This is a genomic window from Bacillus massilinigeriensis (genome assembly GCF_900111815.1).
GTDB lineage: Bacteria > Bacillota > Bacilli > Bacillales > Cytobacillaceae > Mesobacillus_C > Mesobacillus_C mediterraneensis.
The window spans coordinates 204149-226553 of record NZ_LT630004.1 but is presented as its reverse complement, the minus strand read 5'-3'; the positions used below and the strand labels follow the sequence as shown (position 1 = coordinate 226553).

General features: G+C 36.8%; 25 protein-coding genes and 4 pseudogenes. 8 read left to right on the top strand and 21 right to left on the bottom strand.

Going from position 1 to position 22405, the window contains the following annotated elements; genetic code table 11:
• Positions 1 to 29 precede the first annotated feature (29 nt).
• A complete protein-coding gene (locus BQ5796_RS01225; protein ID WP_071458604.1) occupies positions 30 to 707 on the bottom strand; it encodes a DUF6431 domain-containing protein in 678 nt (225 codons plus the stop codon).
• Between the two features lie 49 nt (positions 708 to 756).
• Entirely contained in the window at positions 757 to 1410 is a 654-nt protein-coding gene (locus BQ5796_RS01220) for a Tle-like phospholipase domain-containing protein (RefSeq protein ID WP_071458603.1), read from the bottom strand.
• A 68-nt stretch (positions 1411 to 1478) separates the two neighbouring features.
• Here BQ5796_RS01220 and BQ5796_RS01215 point away from each other — a divergent pair, with 68 nt between their 5' ends.
• Positions 1479 to 1772 carry a hypothetical protein gene (locus BQ5796_RS01215; RefSeq protein WP_071458602.1) on the top strand — a complete coding sequence of 98 codons (294 nt, stop codon included), beginning with the start codon at positions 1479 to 1481 and terminating at the stop codon, positions 1770 to 1772.
• A gap of 376 nt (positions 1773 to 2148) precedes the next feature.
• Positions 2149 to 2451 (top strand): hypothetical protein, encoded by a 303-nt coding sequence (locus tag BQ5796_RS01210; protein ID WP_071458601.1) that lies wholly within the window; start codon positions 2149 to 2151, stop codon positions 2449 to 2451.
• A gap of 170 nt (positions 2452 to 2621) precedes the next feature.
• Here the strand turns inward: BQ5796_RS01210 and BQ5796_RS01205 are convergent, their stop codons facing one another.
• The 6 genes from BQ5796_RS01205 to BQ5796_RS01175 form a co-directional block, all read right to left on the bottom strand.
• Positions 2622 to 2966, bottom strand: a complete 345-nt coding sequence (locus tag BQ5796_RS01205; protein WP_071461095.1) for a hypothetical protein — start codon at positions 2964 to 2966, stop codon at positions 2622 to 2624.
• A gap of 30 nt (positions 2967 to 2996) precedes the next feature.
• Complete coding sequence (locus BQ5796_RS01200; protein WP_071458600.1) at positions 2997 to 3914, bottom strand: DUF5655 domain-containing protein; 918 nt, start codon at positions 3912 to 3914, stop codon at positions 2997 to 2999.
• Positions 3915 to 4357: 443 nt separating this feature from the next.
• Positions 4358 to 4894 (bottom strand): DUF3916 domain-containing protein, encoded by a 537-nt coding sequence (locus tag BQ5796_RS01190; RefSeq protein ID WP_071458598.1) that lies wholly within the window; start codon positions 4892 to 4894, stop codon positions 4358 to 4360.
• 299 nt (positions 4895 to 5193) lie between these two features.
• The gene (locus tag BQ5796_RS01185) at positions 5194 to 6174 is read right to left on the bottom strand and encodes a tRNA dihydrouridine synthase (RefSeq protein ID WP_071458597.1); all 981 of its coding nucleotides are present in this window, start codon (positions 6172 to 6174) and stop codon (positions 5194 to 5196) included.
• 286 nt (positions 6175 to 6460) lie between these two features.
• Positions 6461 to 7009 carry a GNAT family N-acetyltransferase gene (locus BQ5796_RS01180; protein ID WP_071458596.1) on the bottom strand — a complete coding sequence of 183 codons (549 nt, stop codon included), beginning with the start codon at positions 7007 to 7009 and terminating at the stop codon, positions 6461 to 6463.
• A 184-nt stretch (positions 7010 to 7193) separates the two neighbouring features.
• Positions 7194 to 8330 carry an MFS transporter gene (locus BQ5796_RS01175; protein ID WP_071458595.1) on the bottom strand — a complete coding sequence of 379 codons (1137 nt, stop codon included), beginning with the start codon at positions 8328 to 8330 and terminating at the stop codon, positions 7194 to 7196.
• Between the two features lie 213 nt (positions 8331 to 8543).
• Here BQ5796_RS01175 and BQ5796_RS01170 point away from each other — a divergent pair, with 213 nt between their 5' ends.
• A complete protein-coding gene (locus BQ5796_RS01170; protein ID WP_071458594.1) occupies positions 8544 to 9419 on the top strand; it encodes a LysR family transcriptional regulator in 876 nt (291 codons plus the stop codon).
• A gap of 988 nt (positions 9420 to 10407) precedes the next feature.
• Here the strand turns inward: BQ5796_RS01170 and BQ5796_RS01165 are convergent.
• The 3 genes and pseudogenes from BQ5796_RS01165 to BQ5796_RS01160 form a co-directional block, all read right to left on the bottom strand.
• Positions 10408 to 10602: a hypothetical protein gene (locus tag BQ5796_RS01165; protein WP_071458593.1), complete on the bottom strand. Its 195-nt coding sequence runs from the start codon at positions 10600 to 10602 to the stop codon at positions 10408 to 10410.
• Between the two features lie 79 nt (positions 10603 to 10681).
• Positions 10682 to 10774: pseudogene (locus BQ5796_RS18785) on the bottom strand (hypothetical protein); the annotation flags it as partial.
• Between the two features lie 29 nt (positions 10775 to 10803).
• Positions 10804 to 11442, bottom strand: coding sequence for a Vat family streptogramin A O-acetyltransferase (locus BQ5796_RS01160; RefSeq protein WP_071458592.1), 639 nt, complete (start codon positions 11440 to 11442; stop codon positions 10804 to 10806).
• A gap of 762 nt (positions 11443 to 12204) precedes the next feature.
• Here BQ5796_RS01160 and BQ5796_RS01155 point away from each other — a divergent pair.
• Positions 12205 to 12414, top strand: coding sequence for a hypothetical protein (locus tag BQ5796_RS01155; RefSeq protein WP_141769918.1), 210 nt, complete (start codon positions 12205 to 12207; stop codon positions 12412 to 12414).
• A gap of 134 nt (positions 12415 to 12548) precedes the next feature.
• Here the strand turns inward: BQ5796_RS01155 and BQ5796_RS01150 are convergent, their stop codons facing one another.
• The 5 genes and pseudogenes from BQ5796_RS01150 to BQ5796_RS01130 all read right to left on the bottom strand — a co-directional run.
• On the bottom strand, positions 12549 to 13064 hold the full coding sequence (locus BQ5796_RS01150; protein WP_083413014.1) for an anti sigma factor C-terminal domain-containing protein: 516 nt from the start codon (positions 13062 to 13064) through the stop codon (positions 12549 to 12551).
• Between the two features lie 144 nt (positions 13065 to 13208).
• Complete coding sequence (locus BQ5796_RS01145) at positions 13209 to 13991, bottom strand: class I SAM-dependent methyltransferase (protein WP_071458590.1); 783 nt, start codon at positions 13989 to 13991, stop codon at positions 13209 to 13211.
• A gap of 135 nt (positions 13992 to 14126) precedes the next feature.
• Positions 14127 to 14285, bottom strand: a complete 159-nt coding sequence (gene tnpB, locus BQ5796_RS18780) for an IS66 family insertion sequence element accessory protein TnpB (protein WP_071458589.1) — start codon at positions 14283 to 14285, stop codon at positions 14127 to 14129.
• A 290-nt stretch (positions 14286 to 14575) separates the two neighbouring features.
• Positions 14576 to 15547 (bottom strand): DMT family transporter, encoded by a 972-nt coding sequence (locus BQ5796_RS01135; protein ID WP_071458588.1) that lies wholly within the window; start codon positions 15545 to 15547, stop codon positions 14576 to 14578.
• A 6-nt stretch (positions 15548 to 15553) separates the two neighbouring features.
• Positions 15554 to 15922: pseudogene (locus BQ5796_RS01130) on the bottom strand (FCD domain-containing protein); the annotation flags it as partial.
• 120 nt (positions 15923 to 16042) lie between these two features.
• Here BQ5796_RS01130 and BQ5796_RS01125 point away from each other — a divergent pair.
• Positions 16043 to 17260, top strand: a complete 1218-nt coding sequence (locus BQ5796_RS01125; protein ID WP_071458587.1) for an ISL3 family transposase — start codon at positions 16043 to 16045, stop codon at positions 17258 to 17260.
• A 136-nt stretch (positions 17261 to 17396) separates the two neighbouring features.
• The gene (locus BQ5796_RS01120) at positions 17397 to 18245 is read left to right on the top strand and encodes a nuclease-related domain-containing protein (RefSeq protein ID WP_071458586.1); all 849 of its coding nucleotides are present in this window, start codon (positions 17397 to 17399) and stop codon (positions 18243 to 18245) included.
• Positions 18246 to 18425: 180 nt separating this feature from the next.
• Here BQ5796_RS01120 and BQ5796_RS01115 read toward each other — a convergent pair whose 3' ends face one another.
• From BQ5796_RS01115 to tnpB (BQ5796_RS17250), 5 genes are all read right to left on the bottom strand, one after another.
• The gene (locus BQ5796_RS01115; RefSeq protein ID WP_071458585.1) at positions 18426 to 18695 is read right to left on the bottom strand and encodes a hypothetical protein; all 270 of its coding nucleotides are present in this window, start codon (positions 18693 to 18695) and stop codon (positions 18426 to 18428) included.
• Positions 18692 to 18931 carry a hypothetical protein gene (locus BQ5796_RS01110; protein WP_071458584.1) on the bottom strand — a complete coding sequence of 80 codons (240 nt, stop codon included), beginning with the start codon at positions 18929 to 18931 and terminating at the stop codon, positions 18692 to 18694. Before BQ5796_RS01110 ends, BQ5796_RS01115 begins: the two co-directional genes overlap by 4 nt.
• Positions 18932 to 18969: 38 nt before the next feature.
• Positions 18970 to 19110 (bottom strand): hypothetical protein, encoded by a 141-nt coding sequence (locus tag BQ5796_RS18010; RefSeq protein WP_159430967.1) that lies wholly within the window; start codon positions 19108 to 19110, stop codon positions 18970 to 18972.
• Between the two features lie 69 nt (positions 19111 to 19179).
• Positions 19180 to 20766: an IS66 family transposase gene (gene tnpC / locus BQ5796_RS01105; protein ID WP_234969287.1), complete on the bottom strand. Its 1587-nt coding sequence runs from the start codon at positions 20764 to 20766 to the stop codon at positions 19180 to 19182.
• Between the two features lie 81 nt (positions 20767 to 20847).
• Positions 20848 to 21111 (bottom strand): IS66 family insertion sequence element accessory protein TnpB, encoded by a 264-nt coding sequence (gene tnpB, locus BQ5796_RS17250; protein WP_074033861.1) that lies wholly within the window; start codon positions 21109 to 21111, stop codon positions 20848 to 20850.
• Between the two features lie 151 nt (positions 21112 to 21262).
• On the opposite strand from tnpB (BQ5796_RS17250), the pseudogene istA reads away from it, so the two are divergent.
• Positions 21263 to 22228: pseudogene (gene istA, locus BQ5796_RS01095) on the top strand (IS21 family transposase); the annotation flags it as partial.
• Positions 22165 to 22401 (top strand): annotated as a pseudogene (locus BQ5796_RS18335) (ATP-binding protein); the annotation flags it as partial. The pseudogenes istA and BQ5796_RS18335, both read left to right, overlap by 64 nt.
• Positions 22402 to 22405 lie beyond the last annotated feature (4 nt).

Here is a 22405-nt window from a genome sequence, read left to right as displayed (position 1 = left end):
GTGGAATGGGGAATAAAGGATGGAGTGGTTTATATTTTTTCTCTTAACTGATTTATCCATTGGAAGTAACCACAGGAAGGATAGGGGGTGGTAGGATGAGAAATTTCCCATGCCAACGGGAGAAGGAATAATAGAAGTTGTTCCACTGTTAAGTGCTTAATTTTTTGAAATTCAAATGCAAATGGCTTAATTTCAACTGTTGAAGAAAGAAGGAATTGGACAAGAGACTTGAGCGGGCCCTTCCAAAGCCGATCCCATCGTTTAACAGTTTTGTAGCTTACTCCCCCTAAAACATTTTGCGAGAAGTACGTTTGAATAAAAGAATAGCTTCGACCTTTTACATACCGCAAAAGCCAGGCTCTTTGTAAAAGTTGCCCACTATGGATTTGGTAGCGGAAGAGAAAATCTGGCAATAATGAAAAAGTCTTTCCACAAGCAGGACAATACCATCGGTAGATCGGAATCCTTCTCGCCTTTTTCCCTGTGATAACCATACGATAGTACCGGCCATGCTTATATAATTTTCTATTACAATCAGGACAGTTCTCATCGCAAGGAGGTGGTACATCCTGATAATATCTTAAATATTCTCTGATTGTTCTACCAAGATACTTTATCCTAGTCATGGTTTTGGCTAAATTAGGCTGAAGGAACGCTGTCTCTTCGGGCCCTTTTTGCCCCTCCTCCCGCCAGGGAATGATTAACATTAATCTATTGTCGCATGATTTTCTAAAATTGTGCCGCCACAATTTTTTCCTAAAACAACAAAAAACACTGCCAACGAATATGGCAGCGTACACCAATAACATAGGTGGTTCCTATATAGCTTCTCTTATTTGTCCATGGGTCCTTGTATCCGCCACCCACGGGGTCTTCTGGCAGTATGTAGTTCACATGGGTGTTGTCAAACTTACCTTCTTTGGCCGCTTCCTTATACTTATCAGGCAAGCTGTTAATAATGGCGGCTCCAGCAAATGTAACAGAGTCTAAGCCAAGAATGGCAGAAGAAAAATGGGAAACCCCAGCTCCGAGAGAATGACCAGTAGAGGAGATATTCGCATTGGGATTCTTCCTCTTTATCTCTTCAGCAAATTTTAGACCTTCAACAAATTGGTTCTCTCTTCCATTGAATGGAGAAAATTGACCTGCGATATAATAACCATCCGTAAAGATGTCTCTCACGCTTGTCGGATCTGTTCCTCTGTATGCAATAACAATATTATTATCTTTTTTATAAGCAACTGCATGCAGACCTGATTTGTGTGTTTTTGAATCGATTAGTTTCCAAACTTCTTTTTTTTCATCAATCTTTACTTTTTTCTCATATACAATATCTTTACTATAGGCACTCTTACTCAGAATGTAATATTCTAAATCTCGAATTGAGTTATTTATATTTAATTTGTACATATTTGATTCCCTCCCAATTGTATATTATACTATTATTTAGTTGAATTTTCCAAATGAGAGGCGATTAAATGTTCAAGAAATTACTCACCGTCATATTGGTTATAGGAATTTTATCTGGATGTGGAGGAGAGGATAAAGTGACGGAAGAAAAGATAAAAAAAGAGGCAATAACTTATATGAAAGAAATGGAAGATGATACATTTATCCCTCAAGAGATTGAATACCCCGACACTCTTGCAGGGCAATTTTGTTTCGTCAAGGGATATTTAGAGAGTGACCCAGAAACAAAAATATCTGTTTCTGTAGACTATAATGAAGAAGAGGACTCTTATAAGGCGGATAGTTATGGAATCTATAAATAATAAAAAGAAACATGGTGGCTCAAACGAAGAACCACCATGTTTCCTTTTATTTTCAAGAGAACTTTCAGCAGTTTGTATACACTGCAATTCGGGCAATTTATGAAATAATTAACAAAACCTTATTGAAGGACCCTATTCATGTATAAGACCTACAAAAGCCTTTATCCGAGTTAGAGCATGACATCAAACGAATATTAGAAATAGCGGACGACCAGCTGGATGACATTGTTTACGACTCCACTGACCCAAACGAATGCCTCCTTGCCAATTAATACCTATCATTCATAATCTCTACTTGATTTATTCATATTTGATTCCCTGCAACGTGTATATTACAGTATTATTTAGTTCAATTTTCCAAATAAGAGGGGATAAAATGTTAAAAAGATTACTCATTGCCCTATTGGCTATAGGGATTTTATCAGCATGCGGGGGAGAGGATAAAGTGACAGAAGAGAAGATTAAAAAAGAGGCAACAACATTTATGAAATCAATGGAAGAAGAACCATTTATTCCTCAAGATATTGAATATCCCGATTTTCCAGGAGGGGGACTTTGTTTTGTTAATGGATACCTCGAAAGTGACCCTGATACAGAAATATCTGTTACCGTAGAATATAATGAGGAAGAAGATTTTTATAAAGCGGGTAGTTATACTGAAGATAAAGTAGATAAATAAAAAGACTTTCAACAGTTTATATAGACTGCAATATTAGTTTGATTTCCAAAATGCGAGGCGACTTTTTTATACATAGGAATAGCTATTATGTAAGGAAAGTATTTCCCTATGTGTCTTCCACCGCTCAGGCAACGGATAGCACTTGATTTGTCTGTTCAGTCCATTAGCCCCTATACCCCATAATGAATCAAGTATTTGTTTTCCTCTATGGCTTCTCGAATCTTCTCCACCAATGCAACAAGGCTATCATCCGAGTATATTTTAGGTTCTTTGAGGACAATCATTAAAAAATTAGGCAGTGATTCCGGTGGGATTATTGTTGTTCCCCATCGATCTAAACCAAATTCTGGTCTACTCATGCGGTGGAAATAGGTTTTTAATAAATGCAGCTGCTTCCACCAGTTTTCAACATATTCGCATTCAATGGAAACGCAGTTATATTTTTCAGGATCATAATCTATATAATTGTGGTTATGATCGATACAATCAATTATCCCAAAGTCGTCTTTTGGCATGGTTTCCACCTCTCCCTCCCACTCATTCAATCAACTGATATCGTAACTCATATGAATATAAGGCTTTGCTTTTTCAATATCCTCATCAGAGCTAATGGTTACTTCTAAGTCGCCAGTACCATAATGCCCTATATTGGTTACATCTCGTGTAAATCCAGGTTCCAAACTGATTGTCTCAGGAAGGACTTTGAGATACATCAGTATCTTCCCTGTCCCTGGGTGTATTTCCACACATGCGAAATTCTTAATTCGCTTAAATGCAATATAATGTTTGAGCACTTTTATTTGAACATCATCGCCCAAAGCTAACAAATAAGCTTTCAATGTTTCATACCTATCTGTCATTTCTGTGTTAGCTTGCTCAAGGTAATATGACACTGTTTTGGCTTTAGTGCTTCTGTTCACTGCAATGCTCGTCTCTTCATCCTCGTGAATGGTTTGTGCAGTCGTGGCATTAACTAAATCCAATAATATCAATCCATCGGAATAATGTTTATATTGATAAAGCTCTATATTACGATTTATTTGTTGAACCGCATGCTGATCGTATTTCGTAAATCCCCCGGCAATGCAAAGAAGGCGTGGACTGCTCCAATCAATATAATCAGAAATTTCTCCCCCATACTTCCGCATCACCATAAGCTCGTACTCCGCTTTATGATCCAAAAGCCAGTCCAAATAAAACAAACCCTGATTAATCACATTCTCGTTTACTGAACGCTTATATTCGATGATCACTGGAGAATTATTTTCATCAATTCCCAACGTGTCAATCCTGCCAGCATGCCGCTTACCTGTACTATATTCCGAAGCTAAAAAGCGAATTCCTAGAAATGTTTCAAGATGCCGCTCCATTATATTCTGCAGCGACTTTTCAATAGCCACAGCAAGTCCAGCTAATTCCTCCGCATTCTCGCCATTTATACGAAATAATTTGATATCCCCCACTCTGAGACCGCCTTTCTAATCTTTGATAATACTAATTGCTACTTATAGTTATACGAGAAATGCTTGATGATTATTTTTATGAAAATAGATTAACAGTATATAAATTTCCCTCTTCACGCCTTAGTTCTTCTATATTTAATAACCTCAAGTAATAACCAGTTAATCCAAGTTATTAATTGAATGGCAATTACCAACTCAAGATGCACAAAGCCAAACATTTTTGCTTCCTCGTCAGTAGTATATAAAACCCAGGTTACTACTCCTAAAATTATCGTATTCGAAATAAATGCCGACAGCCTGCTTATTAATTTGCTGTTTTTATTAAATAATATCAAAACAGATACAGTTGTCGAAATTATAAAGAAAATGCCATTATAAAAAAGCTCAACCTTACCCCACATCCTGTATTCTAATTAAAGGCATTAACACTAGAAGATAAAAATCTAATTCAACTCCCCTATAAACCAAATCTCTCCTTCATGGTAATAATCCTCATCAGAGATTATTTCTTTAAACCCTTTTACTACTAAATTAGGTGGCAGGTCAAGTTCCCATTCTTTAATAAGGTCTCTCTGTAAGTTCAAAGACAGCCATTTCTGTTCTTGGCTATCTCTTTCAAAAAATCCATTAAACCAACTTTTATCAGGGATAACTCCGATTTGGGAGTCAAATAAGTTAGGCAGACTTATTACCGTATAAATTCTATATTGATGCTGCGATGGTGTCTTTAAATTTATTAAATAGCTAACCCTATCTATCAAAATTTGCATTATTTCTCTTCTTAATTTGTTTGGAGCTTTATTAGAATCTATATGCCCTTGAGCAAAAGGCAAATGTATATGCCAATATCCTAGGCTACCATTTTTAGGGTTAGGCAATTGCTCTGTCTTCTCATATAAGGTATTTATTAAATTTATTTTCCTTCTTCTAAGACCTCGCACTTTCTTCTTCGATTCATTATCAAATTTCCAACGATTCATATAGTTCAACACCTTTTGTTTGTGAATGCTTATTCGATTAAACCGCTCCATTCTCTAAGCACTTCAATAAAAAGTCTCTTAATCCTTCCTCAACCTCTAAATCGTAAGTAAAAAAAGGAACCAGCCGCTAGTTTAGCAACTGCTTCCTTAAACTGTTCTTGTTTTTGATAATTGTTCAGCACCACTGGAGTACATTCAACTTTTTTCTATCAGTTCTTCCGCACACCAGCCAATTAACTGCTTAGTATGAACTTACTAGGGGCACGGAATGCTTTACTTTTGCCAGAATAGCAATCCGTCTACTGCTCCCCAACCCCACCAAGATTTTTTGAAAAGCTATCAAGCAATGCACGCGCTTCATCTGTTGACTCTGTGTTCATCAATTCATTTCTTAATGCACTTGCCCCGTGAAATCCTTTGACATATATCTTGAAAAAGCGATGCAGAGCCTTGAACGAACGCAGCTCTAAACCTGAGTATTTGTCATGGAGATCGAGATGCAGCCCTAAGAGATCGAGCAATTCCTCGCTGCTATGTTCTTTCGGCTCTTTTTCAAAGGCGAATGGATTATGGAAAATGCCACGACCAATCATGACGCCATCCACACCATATTGTTCTGCGAGCTTCATGCCCGTTTGACGGTCCATGATATCCCCATTAATCGTCAGGAGGGTATCTGGTGCAATCTCATCACGAAGTTTCTTCATCTCCGGAATCAGTTCCCAATGGGCATCTACTTTACTCATTTCCTCTCTCGTTCGGAGATGAATGGAGAGATTGGCAATGTCTTGTTTCAATATGTGTGTCAGCCAGTCGTGCCTTTCGTCTAAATCCTTGTAGCCAAGCCTTGTCTTCACACTTACAGGCAATCCTCCTGCCTTTGCAGCCTGAATTAATTCTGCTGCAACTTCTGGACGGCGAATAAGGCCGCTTCCCTTTCCATTCTGCGCCACGTTCGGAACCGGACAGCCCATATTAATATCGATACCCTTAAACCCAAGTTCCGCCATACCAATACTCATTTCCCGGAAGTTTTCAGGCCTGTCTCCCCAAATATGGGCGACAATCGGCTGTTCATCCTCTGTAAAAGCCAAACGACCGCGAACGCTTTGCCTTCCCTGAGGATGGCAGTAGCTCTCACTGTTTGTAAACTCCGTGAAAAATACATCAGGTCTCGCTGCTTCACTCACTACATGGCGAAACACAACATCCGTCACTTCTTCCATTGGTGCCAGTATAAAAAAAGGTCGTGGTAAATCACGCCAAAAATTTTCTTTCATATTAAAATCCAAATCCTTTCACTATGGGTTACCGGCGAACCTTATCCCAAATTTAAAAAGCAAAACGCCCTTGCTCCTTTTAAACTTATACCATGTTTAAGACCATTTTATCAAATTGATTGGAAGCATTACCTCGATGAATAGACAAAAAACCTGAAATCGCAAAAAGTACATTTTACGATTTCAAGGCCGTATTGGCAAAATGGTTTTTAAGAGCTTCCCACATATGATTAGTGTATGTAGCAGCAATAAAGGCATGGTTCGGATGGGCATCCTCCAAGTATTCCTATCCTGTTATATGATCACTGACTTTTATTCTCCAAATCATATGGTCATATCCTTTGTCCCAATAATCCTTCATCAAATAATCAGGCTCTCCAAATTTCTTTTTCCAGATTCCTTGTGCTCTAATATAACCACTATCCAAACAAAACTCTTCGATCCCTTTATTTTTAAAAGCATGATAAATTGTCTGCAATAACAAATTCCCTATTCCTTTACTCTGGAAGTCAGGATGAACAAATAGTGTACCTACCTCCAGCATTTCCTTGTAAGCATTGTTGGTACATTTGTTTATAAGGTCACTTACTGGACCATATTCAATGGAACCAATAATTCTGTCACCATATAAAGCAATAAAAAAATGCCTTTTCTCCCCATTGCTTGCAAAATCACTCACTAAGTATTTTTCCTTAATTTCTATTTCTTCCTTGATATCGCTCAATTTATCCCCTATGCTTTCTTTAGTAAACGTATCAACAATCACAGTTCTAAAAAAATCATTTAGCTGTTGAGTGTCCTCGATTGACGGTCTTCTAATCTCTACGTTTAGCATCTAGGAGTCCTCCTAATTTTAATGGCTCACGCATTGTATGTAACAAACCGACTCTATTTTTCATATTTCCCCATCTACTTAGATACTTTTTCATTAATTCTTCAGCCTTTTTAATACCAGACTCAGTTAAATATACTAATCATGACCGATTGCCATGGATTTAGTTTTCAGTACTCCCTTCTTTTCATTTGAATTTTTTAATACTATAGAACTGTAGTAGGATCGAAAACAACATAGATATAAGAGCAAAAAATATTATTGATATAGTACCGAATCCAAGAGCTAACACTGAACCACCTAATGTAGCGCCTACTGAACTGCCCAAATAATTTAGTGAACTGTTTAATGCGACTGCGGAACCTCCATTATTAGGTTGGTAAGACATTAATAAATGTTGTTGTGGAGCTTGAGAGGCCCAGCCCATTGCACCCCACACAAAAAATGGAAAATATTTCAACAACGGCACATGAATCACTATTGGAATACAAATAATAGACACTGTTAAAATGAATAATATTACCGTAACTAATGTTTTCGGCTTTTTAAAGTAATCAATTAAATAACCAATCGTTAAACTTCCAAACAATCCACCCAATCCCCATACCAAAAGATATATCATCAAATTACTTGTCCCTGTAAATTCTTTTATTAATGGTGAGAGATATGTATATAATCCTAGACTAGAGATACTTGCAAAAAAAGTTATACTTACTGTCACTGTTACTTTTTTATCGAGAAACATTTTTAAACGTTCATAAAGAGCAGGTGGAGTGGGCGTTTCAACTGATGGTAAATATACAAGCATACAAACCATTGTGATAACTCCAATTATCACCAATAACCATATGGATGCTTGCCAATTTAACAAGTTAGAAACATAAAGACCTAAAGGAACACCTAACACTGTCCCTATACTCATCCCTCCTAATGTTAAGCCTATAGCTCGCCCCTTTTGCTCCATCGACACAATTGCTGAAGAGGCCGATATTGCCAATGGTGAAAACAATCCCGCTGCTGCCCCTGCAATAGCTCTTGATACTAAAAGAATAGTAAAAGTCGGAGCAAAGGCAGTAATACTATTCGCTATTGTAAAAACTAGCATGGAGTATAACAGTATCTTTTTTACCGGCTTTCCCGCCAACAAAGAAGCAAATAGCGGTGCTGATAAAGCATAAAACAATGTAAATACACTAACAGCTAACCCTACTTGTGATATATCTCTTTGATACGTTTCACTGATGCCTGGAATTAACCCAGCAACAATATAAGCATCGAAACCTAAAGCGAACATACCTAAAGATAATATTAGAACCTTATTCATAAACAAATCCCCCCGTAATGACCATTAAACACTCGTTATGAAATCCGCCTTTGTTAGAGTTAGAATATAAACAAACGTTGTTAAAACCACTCATAACATTATGTTATAATAAACACACTTCTTTTTAGAATCATAACAAGCATTGCAGCCTACTAGAAGAACAGTATTTTTATAAGGTTATAACAAAAAGTTATCACTATTGGAGTGAGTAAGATGAACTTAGATTGGCTTCAAAGCTTTACGCAGGCTGCAAAACAAAAAAGTTTTTCTAAAGCTGCAAGCGTAAATAACATTTCTCAACCAGCTTTGAGTAAGCAAATTCAAAATCTAGAAAGCAGCTTAAACGTTAGATTGTTTCATAGAACCCCGACCGGTATTACCTTAACGGAGGCCGGGCAGTATTTCTACAATAGAATTGTGCCTATAATGACAGAATTAACTGTCATTCGTTCAGATTTACAAACATTTTGTCGAAGTACTCCTGTTGCAATTGGCAGTTTACCAAGCTTAGCTACTTATTATTTACCGTTAAGAATGAAAGGCTTCAAGTTCATGGATAGATCAGTTTCGTTAATGCTTCAAAATACTTCGAGTGAGCTATTACACTCTTTACGGGAAGGAAGACTTGATGCAGTCTTTATAGAGACTGAACATACGCTTGACTCATTATGGCGTTACGAATTGTTTAAAGAACCTTACTATGCATTGTTTTCTTTAGATCACAAGTATAGATCTAAAAATAGTGTGAAGCTTCGCGAACTGTGTGAAGAGCCTTTCATTACTCATCAAGCACCGTGCGATTTAAGGAATCACATTATCCATCAAATAGAGTTAATCGGGTACAAACCAAATATAGTAAGTGAAGTAACTTTTGGTGATTTCATCTATGGCTCCGTTGCATCAGGAATCGGGATAACAATCATACCCGAACTATTAGCCAAAAATATCAATCACCCCAATCTTTTTTCTTTACCAATTGTTGATTTTGGAAGAAAAAGAACGATATCTTTAATAACAAGAGACAAAAATCTTGGGTCAACGTTATATCAGTATATTAAAAGACCTGATCAAACCGATCACACATTTTAATGTCTTTACGGAAAAAGCAGGTGCTGTCCTGAGAATCATATTTTTCCCCTTATTAAAACATATAGCCTTTAACTACAACTAAAATATTAGAGGCACGCATTTACAAAGTTCGAATTTAAAATAAATAACAAGGTTAGTGCATTCGAAGATAAGGAGAAGAAGCACCTCAAGCAGAATGAAACAATCTCGCTTTTTTCCATTAGTCAACCACCACACGATGCCCAATATAAAGTAGTAATAGAATGGAAAGAAGATGGGAAGAAATTTGAGGATAGCTTTCCTTTAAAAAAACAAACTAGATTCTTTGTATTTCCTAAGTTGTAATAAGCCCCTAAAAAAAGAGTTATCAGGCACTTATATTCTGAAAACTTTTTTTAATGGCTATTTTTGCTAGTAGGCTTATCTTTGAGACTTGAATGTCTAACCAGCCCTCCAGAATACCTAATATGTTGTTATAAAAAGGAGCGATTAAATGCACTGGAAAAAGTATGCGGTACTACTCCCTCCATTTGTACTTATTTTTCTATTATTAGTGTTTTCGTTACCATCTAGTCAGAGTTTTTATGCAATGTTAGTACCTCTAGTGTTTTGGATGTTTTATTATTCTTGGGCATGCATTGAAAAGAAAAAAAAAGAGTAGGTCTAAGTAAGATTAACATTGAGACAAAAATGAAAAAAATCCTTATTTTCATCATTCCCAAGACAAACTATCCTCCCCCTATTATGACGGGGAGTATAACCTATTATCGTTCTGCCGCCTCATTGTATTGATATTTATTTTACTTCCCCATAAAATAAATAAAGATCCGTTCCATCAGATTTATCAATCCAACAAAAAAAGCTCAAGTCCAATGTGAATTCCTGATGTGAGAAAAGATGTTATTGAGTTGAAACCACTCAGAAGAAAAAGCTTATAAATGATATAGATTTTTTTACTGATTTAGTAGAGAGACATAATATTCCCATCCATAATATTATGTAAATTATTTTATCTTTTATTATTACTATCTAAGATAGAACCAACAATAATACCAATAATCATTCCTAATCCGGCTCCTAAAGGTATGCCAAATATAAAGTTACTTTTATTCATGCTAATGTTTATAATAATTCCCACACAAGCACCAAAGCATAATCCAAGGGGTATACCTATTGCTAAATATTTATTTGCATCTTTTTTCATATTATTCCACCTTCATAAATTCAAATTTATAAGCGATAAATCTCGAAGCTATTATTCTTAATAATATAATGCCTATTGTTCAAACAAGGCTAAAGATGAAGTTTTCCTTCTTTTGCTTGCCATAATTAGAGCTAAATCGAGGTTCCAGCAAATCCCCCAGATTTAAGTCTCCTTTTGTGCCGTGCTAGAAAGACCACGTGTCTAAGGATTTTTCATTAATTGCTTTAGCCCCTCTTCGGATGTTAACATTTCAAGATTATTAAATATTTCCTCTTCGCTCCAGTTCCACCATTGAAGCTTTAGCAAGAATTGAATCTTTTCGTCACTAAAGCGTTTTTTGATAAATTTAGCTGGATTCCCACCATATATTGTATATGGTTCCACACTTTTCACTACTGTTGAATTAGCGGCAATAATCGCACCATCACCAATTATAATGCCTGGCATAATAGTTACATTTTGACCTATCCAGACATCATTACCAATCACAGTATCTCCCTTAAAAGGAAGTTGTTCTATAGTAGGAGTAACCTTTTCCCATCCACAGCCAAAAATGTTAAAGGGATAGGTAGTAATTCCATCCATTCTATGATTTGCGCCATTCATAATAAACTTAACACCCTCTGCAATTGCACAGAACTTGCCTATTATAAGTTTATCCCCTAGAAATTCATAATGATGCTCTATATTATCGTAAAATTTCTCTGGAGACTTTTTATTATCGCTATAATAGGTATATTCTCCAATTTCTACATTGGGTCGTTTTGGTAAATTACTTATATAACAAACTGTTTTCATGTTTTCATTTGGATATAGTTTCTTTTTATCTGGCCCTTTCATTAGATATCCGCTCCTTTCATTTTTCAATATGACTTTTTAATCCATTTCTTCAGTATCACACTCTTCACATCCGTCAAATATAAGGAAGCCACTGACGGGAATTTGTTCGCACAAATAATAAGTTAAATCAGTAGGTGATTCTCCATTACTCACACTATAAGTGGAAGTTTTTATACTGCGATTCTCATTTAGATTAAATTTTAAATTAAAAATTTCAACGATCCTTCTTTATCACAGAGGAATTCTGCATCTATTACTAAATTACACATTCTTTGGTTCCTTTCCTTCTTTTCTATATTTTCTCGTTTTTCCAATTCCGCCAAAAAACAAAAGGCAAACCCTACAAAACGTTTGCCCTGTCTTAACACGCTAGTTTAAAGTTCACAACATCACTGAAAGAAGAAGTCACAATTGTATATTTTAATCTCAGTAAGATAATTTGATTCCCCACATTATTTTAAAATTAGTTGCACACAACACTCCACATGCGTCATCACTTATATTTTATCCAATTACCCAATACTCTTTTGCAAAAGGGGTAAATTTTTGTTTTTCACCCCATATTTAGTGGGTTCGCACCTCATAGGATAGAGTTTTGCTTATATCGTTAAAGGTAAAATATAATTATATGCAGTCAGCTTTTTATCATTTCTTCCTATTATTCATTTGGTGACTGACACCCACTGCACTGAAACGTTACAACACCGGAAATCAGGCACCAAATCCCTGTTTTAATCAACAAATCAATACTTTAGTCAGGAGATGTCAGAAGAATTAAATTCTGCCTTGCTCAATTTAAAATCTTCCATAGAGACACAGGTAGATATTCTGCAACGTTTTAAACCCGTCTTTCTAAATGATGGAATTGAAATCCCAGAAAAACTAGGTAGAGCACAAGCAGATGCGGAGGATGCAATTGCAACAATCGAACAGATTGAAACAGAGCTTGAGGTTATTTATACAGAAGACTAATACAGCTTTAAACAGTAAGTCCACAGTACCCAAAAACGACAATGACGGTGACAAAGCATTCCCGCCACCACCATTGTCGTTTGCTTTTTAACATCGTCCGCTAAAACAACCACCTCTGACAATTGTTACACTGCCTAATAATTCTCAATCACTCCGCCTAGTGAAGAGGATTTAATGATAGGATCTTTCATAATATCTGCGATTTCGTCCTTTGTTCCATAAACGATTACACCCAATATTTCTACATCGTCAATTTTAGTATCTTTCATTTTTTGATAGGCTTTCTTATGCTCACTGCACGTACTCGTTTTTAACAGCTTGAGGAACTCATCATAATCATAGGAGAGATCTACATTGGAAGTGAAGGACTCGTTAGTAGAAAAACCTAATGCATCACTCTCCCCAATAAACGTCGAGGACCAATCGTATTCCTTTGCTTCTTGTTGAAATGTGTTTATTTGTTTAGGGTTATATGTATTTAGCCAAAACCAAGTCATTGGCTGAAGCTGCGTGAGAGGCAGTTCACTTTGCTTATATGGCTTATCAAAGGAAGGAGCCACCTCATATATTTTATCCCCTTCCATATTTTCAATCAGTTCTTCATCATTATTATATTTTTTATAATCAACCTTTGGATGAAAAAGCATCATTTCTCTCCAACCGTTAGCTTTATCAGAATGTATTGGTTGTCTTTATAGTTGGTTGATTTTTTCAGTCTCCGTTTCAACTGCTCTACAGATATGGCTTCTCTCCTACAAATGTCAATGGGACAATTAAATGGCATAAGGAAATTCTTAATCAACCTTTAACTTTATAGCTCTTGTAGCAATAAATGTTTTAATATGCTTGTCTAATATCCTTGTTCCACCAAAATCATCTTCATAAAAACCTGTTATAACAAAACCAGCTTTAATTTGACCTTGGATCTGGTCTTCTAAAGTATGTGCATATTCTATTGTTTTACTTGATTTGATGTAGTCTTGAACCTCGTCTTCTGGCAAATAATCCAATGTTGACGAAGGTATGGAGTGTTTAACGTCAAGAATTCCTTTTCGTTCTTGGTTGTCATCAAAGATCCATAATAACGGATTTGTAAATCCACAAATAAGAGTACCTTTATCCTTTAGAACCCTTGAAACCTCATTCCATACAGGATGAATATCTTTTACAAATAAGTTTGATACAGGATTTACGACAATATCAAAATATTCATCCTCAAAATCACTAAGGTCAGACATATCTCCTTGTACTGTTTTTAAAGTTAATCCATCACGTTCAGCTACCATTTCATCTTGTTCCAATTGCTTCTTAGATATATCAGTAACTGTCACATCTGCCCCAGCTGCAGCAAGAACTGGAGCTTGTTGACCTCCACCTGATGCTAAACAAAGTATCTTTAATCCCTCTATTGACTTCGGAAACCAACCTCTAGGGACTGATTTTTCCGTTGTTACAGTGATTTCCCATTCACCAGATTTAGTTTTTTCAATAATCTCGCTACTTACGGATTGAGTGTACCTAGAACCTTCCTCTACCTTTTTATCCCATGCTTTACTGTTTAATTGTGTCGTATCCATTATGATAATTCCCCCTTAACTAATTATACCAAAATATTAACAATATTAGTATAATTAGAAAAGACACCCAGTCAGAGGATTATTTATTGTTGGGAGCCTACCTCTATAAGGCTTTTGGAAGACTTTTTAGAAGAATCAAAATTTGAATAGATTTTCAAAAAACTTGGAAACGCCATATGGATCAATTTCGAAAGAATCTTGAATCAGTGTTGCCAGTCCGTCAATGCCTTTTCGCATATCTATTTTTCCACAAACGATATAAATACTTTTTACAGTTGTATAGTCATATATCATCGATGTTAAAGCTCCCTCATAACGTTTGGATAATGTGCTCATCCACACCGTTGGTGAAAGAGATACCAACGTTTGCCGTTTTGTTCATGCATGCGTGTTTGCAATAGTTCATGAAGCAGTAGATGGGTAGAAAACTTGATTTTTGGCATGTAATGTAATGGGGACAATGGTAAGTTTTGTTGCGGCACATAAAAAGCACCTGCCCTATATTGATACATTCATCATACCAGGAGGTGCTGTATGCTTATATGCGTTTTTTTGATTGGGGGCTTACGGATCAGCAGGATAATTTAAAGATTCACTGACTGTTTAAGATACTCTTCCACTTTTCTATTTGAAACATAACTATGCAGAATCATACCAAGAATGACAATAGCAATACCGAAGCAAGATAATGGAGAAGGATTTGGTATCGACAGAAATAGTAGTTCCCCAGCTAATGCAAAAAGCACTTCCATTGATTGCGTTGCTTCAACTGCTGCTAACTTTTGCATATTTCCTCTTACCATATCTGTTGCCATGAAAAATAGGACCGTTGCAATGATTCCTGAAGAAAGTGCGACCCATAAAGATTGTACACTTTGCCCTTTACTTGGAAAGCCCACTGTATAAACTCCATACAAGGAAAGTAAAAGCCAAAATGGAAGACTTGCCAGTGTCATTCCCAATACTCGTTGATAAGCATCTAAACGCCCTTCGCACACATCCATTATTTTACGATTTCCTAAAGGATAAGCAAATGATGCAATTAGAATAGGAACAACTCCTAGCAATAGACTTTCTAAAGAAAGCTGCTTGGCATGTTCGATTTGCATGACAAAAATACCTAACAGAATGATCAGTGACATAATAAGGCCTTTAAAGGGGATTTTCCCTCTAATCTGTAAAGGTCCATTCTGTGTGTGTATCGTTACAAAAAATAATGGAGCAAGTAAAGCACCTGATATAATCGTAATCTGCCATGTCCCAGCGATCAGCCAACCAGGTGAATAAGCGGCTGCAAAACATAAAGGAGCATAGAATAACCCAAAGCCAACAAAGCTCCATAAAATCCATTTCCCCGGCTGTTTTCTCATTTCAGTTAAAAGTGGTCGTAAATTTTTTCTCATGATGACAATACATAGAAGAAATGGAACCATAAAGATATATCGAAGCGAAGCACTCCAAATCCAACTACCACCTGATAACTCCATCGATGCATTGAGAACAAATGTAAATGCAAAAAAGAAGGCTGCACAAATCCCTATTATAATTGGCCGCAACTGAACTCACCTCGGCTCTTTTTGTTGTATTAATAGTTCGCCAAGACTTAGCCAGTTTTCTTCTATGAGACGGACGACTAATTCATATTCTTGATTTTTACAAGCTAATATAATTCGATTGTGCTGCTCAACTGAATTTAACCCTTTTATCGTAGTAAATTGTGAAATCTCTAAACGTTGAATTTTTGGTACACTACGTTCTAATGCAAATACGATCTCAGGGTTCCCAGCCACATCTAAAAAAACCTTATGAAAAATTGCATCTGCCTCAACCGCCCTAAGAACATCACCTTCTTCAATGGAACGTTGCAAAGTCTTATTACTAAACTCTAATTCTTTCATATCCTTTTCCCCTAATAAAGGACATGCAAGTCGAGGGTTCTATAATATTTGTTGGGGTTCTTACACAATTTGAACATAAAAAATGCACGTAACCATCCAATCTTTTATACTTGAATTGTCGAGAAACAAGTAGGAGTTGGAGGTACGTGCATAATGAATACTAACATAATTTTGCCTGGTTTTGAAGAAGTAACGGTCACCAAGATGGAGTCAGTGGATGGGAGACTTTGCATTCATGCAGAGATGCCTCTTAAACCGCATAAATGTCCTGCTTGTCATACTCTCACAAAGAAAACCCATGATTACCGAATCCAAAAGATTAAGCATTTAAAGATATTTGAGAGACTTACGCTGTTGTTCTACAAGAAGAGACGATATGGATGCCCATGCGGAAAGAGATTTGCGGAGAAGAATCCCTTTGTGAAGCGATACCAACGCCTGTCAATGGAATTAAATCAGGCAGTTAAGATTCGCAGTATAAAGGGGAAGACCTTTAAGGAAACGGCAGAAGTGTATGGAACCTCCTCATCCACTGTAGTCAGGCGCTTTGATCTATTGGCTAAGGAAACCTTAAACGAGGCCTCCAAGGAGCTACCGAAGGTAATTGCCATGGATGAATATAAAGGGGACACCAAGGAGGGCAAGTACCAGCTCATCATCGCCAATGGAATCACAAAGGAACCAATTGATATCCTTCCCAATCGGTATAAGAATACCATTAAGCAATACCTCAGAAAGTATGGTGCGAAAGTAGAAGTGGTCATTATGGACATGAGCCAGTCATTTAAAGCAGCTGTCAAACAAGCGCTTGGGAAGCCAGTTATTGTGGCGGACAGGTTCCACTTTGTTCGATACATCTATTGGGCGCTTGATGGTGTAAGAAGGCGGGTTCAATCCAGTTGGCACGACTACGACCGGAAGAAATGCAAAAGGATGCGTCATATATTTTATAAAAAATCCTCTCATTTAACGGAGGAGAACAAGTGGTATCTTGAGAGATATTTAGGAATGTCACCTGAATTAAGGAAGGCATATGAACTGAAAGAACAGTTTTGCCTTTGGTTTAACGAGGCGAAGCAGAATGGCGAAAAGAACATTCATCAAACCAAAGAAGCACTTTATGCGCTATACGAAGCGATTGATCAGGCTGGAATTCCAGAGTTCCAGAAGGCTGCCCAAACCCTGAAGAATTGGCAGATTGAAATATTAAATAGTTTCAGCTACAACTATTCCAACGGCTTCTTAGAAGGAATAAACAACTTAACGAAAGTAATGAAACGAAATGCCTTTGGCTTTAGGAGCTTTCTGCGTTTCCGAGCTAAAATACTGTTAACACATAAGTTTAAAAGATTGGGTTCGCATATTGGATAAGGGTGAAGTAAAATTCACTTCACCCCAACATTTGACGTTGAACCCTTTTCGGGCTTACGAAGTACCTATTCAAATGGCTCTATTTATGCCGATATAAATATATAGAAATTTATTCCCAGTAGGAATGAGGAAAATTATGTTTCTAAATTTTTTATTTAAGAATAAAAAGAGCAACAACTCTAATAAGGATATGAACCAAACCCCAAACACTGTGAGAAAGACACACACTGATGCAACAGGAATAAAGAATGAACGAATTGCAGTTAGAAAAGGCGAACTCGGAGAATACAAAATTGATATTCAACTATCCCAAATGCCAAAAGAATATATGTACCTGAATGATTTATTAGTTAAAAACCCTAAATCATCAACAGGATACTCCCAAATTGACCATATAATTATTACTCCCTATGGATTATTTGTAATCGAAACAAAGAATTATCAGGGAACTATTTATGGAGGAAAGGATAGAAAAGCCTGGTTGATTAATGGCAAGTTCAAAATGATGAATCCATTAATGCAGAATTATGGTCATATTCAAGCACTTAAAAATTTTATCGATGGGAAATACCATCAATACTTTGTTTCAATAGTTTCTTTTACAAAGAGATGTACTTTTAAAATTGAAGAAGAATTGCGAAAGATACATTCTAATCAATTGGTAATTTATGATGTGGAATTGACTGAATTTATTAACAGAAAAGTCGCTGTACTTAAATTACAATACAAAAAACCTATTTTAATGGAAGATGATATTGAACTGATATATAACTCTCTCTTGAATTCCAATATTTTAGACGAATCAATTAGAAAACAACATATCGGGAGCATACAATTAAAGAAGAACAACATTGATAAGACAACTGACGAAAACAAGTGCGTAATATGTCAAAAACCTGTGTCCGAAAAAGTAAAATCATTCTGTTTATCCAACAAAAAATTCCAAGGAAAAGTTTATTGTTATGACCACCAAAAAACTTTATAAATTAGGAAGCTGTAATCCAGCTTCCTAATAAGTTTAAGATTCAATATCTTGCTCTATTGAAAAGTTCTGTTCTATTTCATATCTCAATTATTACTGGAATTCTGAAGCACTTGTCACCATCATTGCCACTCCAGTTCGGCTTGAGCACAACAAAAATCTTTTTCTGTGTCAGTCGAAATATTAATCAATATAACATTTAAATGCCCCTGTAATTGACCATTTCCTACCCGACTTTCTTACATTATTTTCAATATATTTCAAGAATGAATTATATCCTTCCATAAATATTTTGCCTTCAACAAAGAACACCAACAAAAAAATTTTAATTTCCAACGCCCCCCAAGCGGAAACCTTCATCTCATCAACTATCTTATTGAATTGAAAACAAGGAAATCTCCCCTCTTCTGCCAGTTCAACTAACTCCTTTAATGATGATAATTCACCTATCATTTCCGAAGCTGATTCAAAACAATTGTGTCCCATTGCTCTTGAGGATACATCGAATATTGAAACTGCATAAATTCCTGCAATTGTTCTAATACTACAGATTCTTTAATTCCAATAATGATTTCATGTTGTGTTTCATTTATATTATACAAAGATAAGTCAAAATCCTTATTTAGCTCATTCGTCAATCTTCCATAAGTAATCCCTAACTTGTCCAATCTTTTTTTATCAATTTCCATTCAATAACAAATCCCCATTTGAAGATATTGCCCCATCTTTATTTCCCTCCTTCCCCTTCACCCTTACTTAGTCCTTTTTTCTTTTCATCTGTTTCTTCACTATCAACTTTTTCTTCTACTATATGCCCTAATAAATCAACTAAGTCGTAAGCCCAAATTATAAAAAAAGAACGCACCATCCGGTACGCATCACAAATAGCCGTAAATTCTGATTCTTTGAATCGAATTACGGCTTTATTTACGACATTCTAGCTGTATCTTCTTTGCCAAGGCAAGTACTGATCCAAAATTCCAGGATCTTGATGGATACCGAGATTCGGTAGATCGGTGAAAAGCTTCTTTATGTATTCGTAGAAATCAACGCCATTACTTTTGGCTGTTTCTGCGATACTTAAACAAATGGCATTGGCTTTTGCACCTGCTTCACTCACGCTAAAGAGCCAGTTTTTTCTCCCTATCACGTTTGGCCGGATGGCATTTTCCGCGGAGTTATTATCAATTTCAATACGTCCATCATACAGGAATGCTTTGAATCCATTTGCCCTATTCAGTGTGTATTCAGCTGCTATGGCAAGGGCATTTTTTCCGTATAATGGCGATTTTTCAACCCATTCAAGGAATTTCTCTACAATCGGCTTCGAGTATTTCTGGCGTTTTTTTCTGCGCTTACTCGGAGACAAACGTTTAAATTTCCTTTCGAGTCGATATAAATCGTCACAATAACTCACGCCAATCTGACCATTTTTGCTATCTGCTTTCAGCCAATAACGACGAACATGCGCCCAACAATTTGCGAAGGTAACGCCTTCCAACTTTCCATAGGCAGAATAGCCATCACAAATAATGGTCCCAGAAAAACCTTCAGTGAAGCTTTCAAGGACAGAGCGGGCCCGTGACAACGCACTTTGAAAGAGAGTCATCGGCGCCCCTTGGCACGGCACACTTCGATACACCCAATTATAAGCATTGGTTTGACCGGATTTCCCATCAGATCGATAGAGAATTTGTCCATACGTTTCATCGACGTGTAAAAGGGATTTAGCCATCATTAAATGCTTCATACGTTCATAAATGGGCAATAACCAATCGTGTGATGCACGAATAACCCAGTTTGAAAGGTTCTTATCGTTGGTATTCAGGCCATAACGATCCCATTCTTTTACCTGGCGGTAAAGGGGTAAGTATTGTGAGAATTTATCATATATGACTTTGGCAAGTACGCTAGGACTTGCGATGCTACGTTGAATAGGTGGTTGTGGTGCTTTGCCACGTTTAATTTGCGCCTTTTGATATGTATCGCCTTTGCAGTTTTTACATTCATACGCATGTTCAATGTGTTGGACTTTCTTCATTCTTGCCGGAATAAATTCTGCTTCTTCTCGGACGATTGTGCTGCCAATTTCACTCATTTGTACCTGGCAACACTCACATTGCGTATTTTCTGGATGATAGTGAATTGCTTCTACTTCTATATCATCACGTAATGAATCATTTCGTTTTTTCTTCTGAATCGTTCGAACAACAGTATAGGAAATAGTCTGTTGGCTTTGTTCATCTGTGTGCTCAGATTCGCTAAAAGACGAGTCATCATCAAATAAGGAAGCTTGCCCTTCTGGGATGTTATATCTCGACTTTTCTGTTTTCGAGCCATATAAGAGCTTTGTAAAGTGTCGAAGTTGTTGCGTCAACGCTTCATTCTGTTTCAACGATTGATCCAATTTTTTCGATAGTTCTCGGTTTTGTTGATTGGAATGAGCCAATTGCTCTTCAAGCAATTGAATCACTCTCTCCAATTGTTTTTCATTCTTAGAAGAAGCCTTCGTCACATCATTCACCACTTTTCGCTCTTATTCACTCTTCTTATTATAGCGAGTTCGAACAGCGGCATAAAGATATAAAATGAAGGATTTTTCAATTTAAAACAATCCCTTTGATGATGGCTGGATTGCCTTTGGCTGCTGGATGGATAACCCCTCAAGAAGCCAGCGAAGCTCTTGTTGCGAAAGATTTCGTACTTCCTGTTCATCTTTTGGCCATTGGAGTTTACCGTTATCTAATCGTTTATAAAGCATGGCGAAGCCATCGCCGTCGAAGTATAAACATTTATAGCGATCTTTACTCCATCCTGCAAATAAGAAAATGGAATCACCATACGGATCCAGTTCGAAAGAATCTTGAATCTGTTTATGGCATCATAAAAATGTAGGTTATGGCATTTAATTTGTGCAGGCCCCGAGGGGACTGCACAAATTAAAAAAAGCCACTTGTCAACATTCCAAAATACACATACACTTCCTGTTGGGTACAAAACGTGCAGGAGGTATTAAGGAGATGTTGGCTGTGGCCGAGATTAAGTATATCAGACATGAAGTTAACAATAAAGGTTGCGGATATGCAAATGTAGCTAAAAGAATGGGGAAAGATCCAAGGACAATTAAGAAGTATGCGAACTTGGAAGATTTCAACGAAAAGCCTAAAAAGAAACAGACAAGAACAGCACCTGTATTAGATCCAGTGAAAGCCATACTAGATGAATGGATTAGGGAGGATCTGAAAAAGAAAAAGAAGTTTCGTAGAACAGCCAAGAGAATGTGGGAACTATTGAAAGATCATCATGGATTTAAAGGATCCGACCGAACGGTCAGGGATTATGTTTCCACAAGAAAAAAAGACTTCCTTAACGAGACGGATGAGGCTGCTCTTCCACTCAAATCCATTCCAGGAACCGCCCAAGTGGATTTTGGTGAAGCTCCATTTATCTATGGAGGAGAAGAAATTGTATTACCGTTCCTAGTAATGTCCTTCCCTTCCAGTAACGGCTTTTATTTTCAGGCTTTCCCATCCCAAAATAAGGAGTGTTTCCTTGAGGGGATGAAAAGAGTATTTCACCATATGGGTGGAGTACCCAAGGCTATTAGGTTTGATAACCTTACTCCTGCCGTTAAGAAAGTTTTGCCAAATGGTGAAAGGCAACTAACGGACGAGTTCCAGAACTTCGTCCTTCACTACGGTTTCGAGTGTGAATTCTGCAATCCTAATAGTGGAAATGAAAAGGGCCATGTGGAAGCAATGGTCAAGTATATCAGAAATAATTTCCTCCTCCCAGGACTTCATGTCATCAACCTGGACGAGCTAAATAAGGAATTATGGGCTATGGCAGAGAAAGACCGTGATAGGAAGCATTACCAGAAGGAGAAGATGATTTCAGAACTCTTTGAAGAGGATAAGTCCGCCTTCCTCACATTACCANGCACAAGCAAGGTGGAGAACTATTATTCCAAATTATTTCAATGTGTTATGAGTCCAAGAGTATTATTATTACGACCAATCTTCAGTTCGGTCAGTGGAACCACGTCTTTGGAGATCCAATATTAACGGAAGCAGTCATTGACCGACTGATCCATCACTCTCATCTGGTGGTATTTAATGGAGATAGTCATCGCTATAAGGAGTCATTATTACAAAATTAGAAAA

Excerpts from the sequence above, each read along its gene's own strand:
- BQ5796_RS01225 (WP_071458604.1), bottom strand. The coding sequence starts at position 707 with ATGTTAATCATTCCCTGGCGGGAGGAGGGGCAAAAAGGGCCCGAAGAG.
- BQ5796_RS01220 (WP_071458603.1), bottom strand. The coding sequence starts at position 1,410 with ATGTACAAATTAAATATAAATAACTCAATTCGAGATTTAGAATATTAC.
- BQ5796_RS01215 (WP_071458602.1), top strand. The coding sequence starts at position 1,479 with ATGTTCAAGAAATTACTCACCGTCATATTGGTTATAGGAATTTTATCT.
- BQ5796_RS01210 (WP_071458601.1), top strand. The coding sequence starts at position 2,149 with ATGTTAAAAAGATTACTCATTGCCCTATTGGCTATAGGGATTTTATCA.
- BQ5796_RS01205 (WP_071461095.1), bottom strand. The coding sequence starts at position 2,966 with ATGCCAAAAGACGACTTTGGGATAATTGATTGTATCGATCATAACCAC.
- BQ5796_RS01190 (WP_071458598.1), bottom strand. The coding sequence starts at position 4,894 with ATGAATCGTTGGAAATTTGATAATGAATCGAAGAAGAAAGTGCGAGGT.
- BQ5796_RS01185 (WP_071458597.1), bottom strand. The coding sequence starts at position 6,174 with ATGAAAGAAAATTTTTGGCGTGATTTACCACGACCTTTTTTTATACTG.
- BQ5796_RS01180 (WP_071458596.1), bottom strand. The coding sequence starts at position 7,009 with ATGCTAAACGTAGAGATTAGAAGACCGTCAATCGAGGACACTCAACAG.
- BQ5796_RS01175 (WP_071458595.1), bottom strand. The coding sequence starts at position 8,330 with ATGAATAAGGTTCTAATATTATCTTTAGGTATGTTCGCTTTAGGTTTC.
- BQ5796_RS01170 (WP_071458594.1), top strand. The coding sequence starts at position 8,544 with ATGAACTTAGATTGGCTTCAAAGCTTTACGCAGGCTGCAAAACAAAAA.
- BQ5796_RS01165 (WP_071458593.1), bottom strand. The coding sequence starts at position 10,602 with ATGAAAAAAGATGCAAATAAATATTTAGCAATAGGTATACCCCTTGGA.
- BQ5796_RS01160 (WP_071458592.1), bottom strand. The coding sequence starts at position 11,442 with ATGAAAGGGCCAGATAAAAAGAAACTATATCCAAATGAAAACATGAAA.
- BQ5796_RS01155 (WP_141769918.1), top strand. The coding sequence starts at position 12,205 with ATGTCAGAAGAATTAAATTCTGCCTTGCTCAATTTAAAATCTTCCATA.
- BQ5796_RS01150 (WP_083413014.1), bottom strand. The coding sequence starts at position 13,064 with ATGATGCTTTTTCATCCAAAGGTTGATTATAAAAAATATAATAATGAT.
- BQ5796_RS01145 (WP_071458590.1), bottom strand. The coding sequence starts at position 13,991 with ATGGATACGACACAATTAAACAGTAAAGCATGGGATAAAAAGGTAGAG.
- tnpB (WP_071458589.1), bottom strand. The coding sequence starts at position 14,285 with ATGATATATGACTATACAACTGTAAAAAGTATTTATATCGTTTGTGGA.
- BQ5796_RS01125 (WP_071458587.1), top strand. The coding sequence starts at position 16,043 with ATGAATACTAACATAATTTTGCCTGGTTTTGAAGAAGTAACGGTCACC.
- BQ5796_RS01120 (WP_071458586.1), top strand. The coding sequence starts at position 17,397 with ATGTTTCTAAATTTTTTATTTAAGAATAAAAAGAGCAACAACTCTAAT.
- BQ5796_RS01115 (WP_071458585.1), bottom strand. The coding sequence starts at position 18,695 with ATGATAGGTGAATTATCATCATTAAAGGAGTTAGTTGAACTGGCAGAA.
- BQ5796_RS01110 (WP_071458584.1), bottom strand. The coding sequence starts at position 18,931 with ATGGAAATTGATAAAAAAAGATTGGACAAGTTAGGGATTACTTATGGA.
- BQ5796_RS18010 (WP_159430967.1), bottom strand. The coding sequence starts at position 19,110 with ATGGTGCGTTCTTTTTTTATAATTTGGGCTTACGACTTAGTTGATTTA.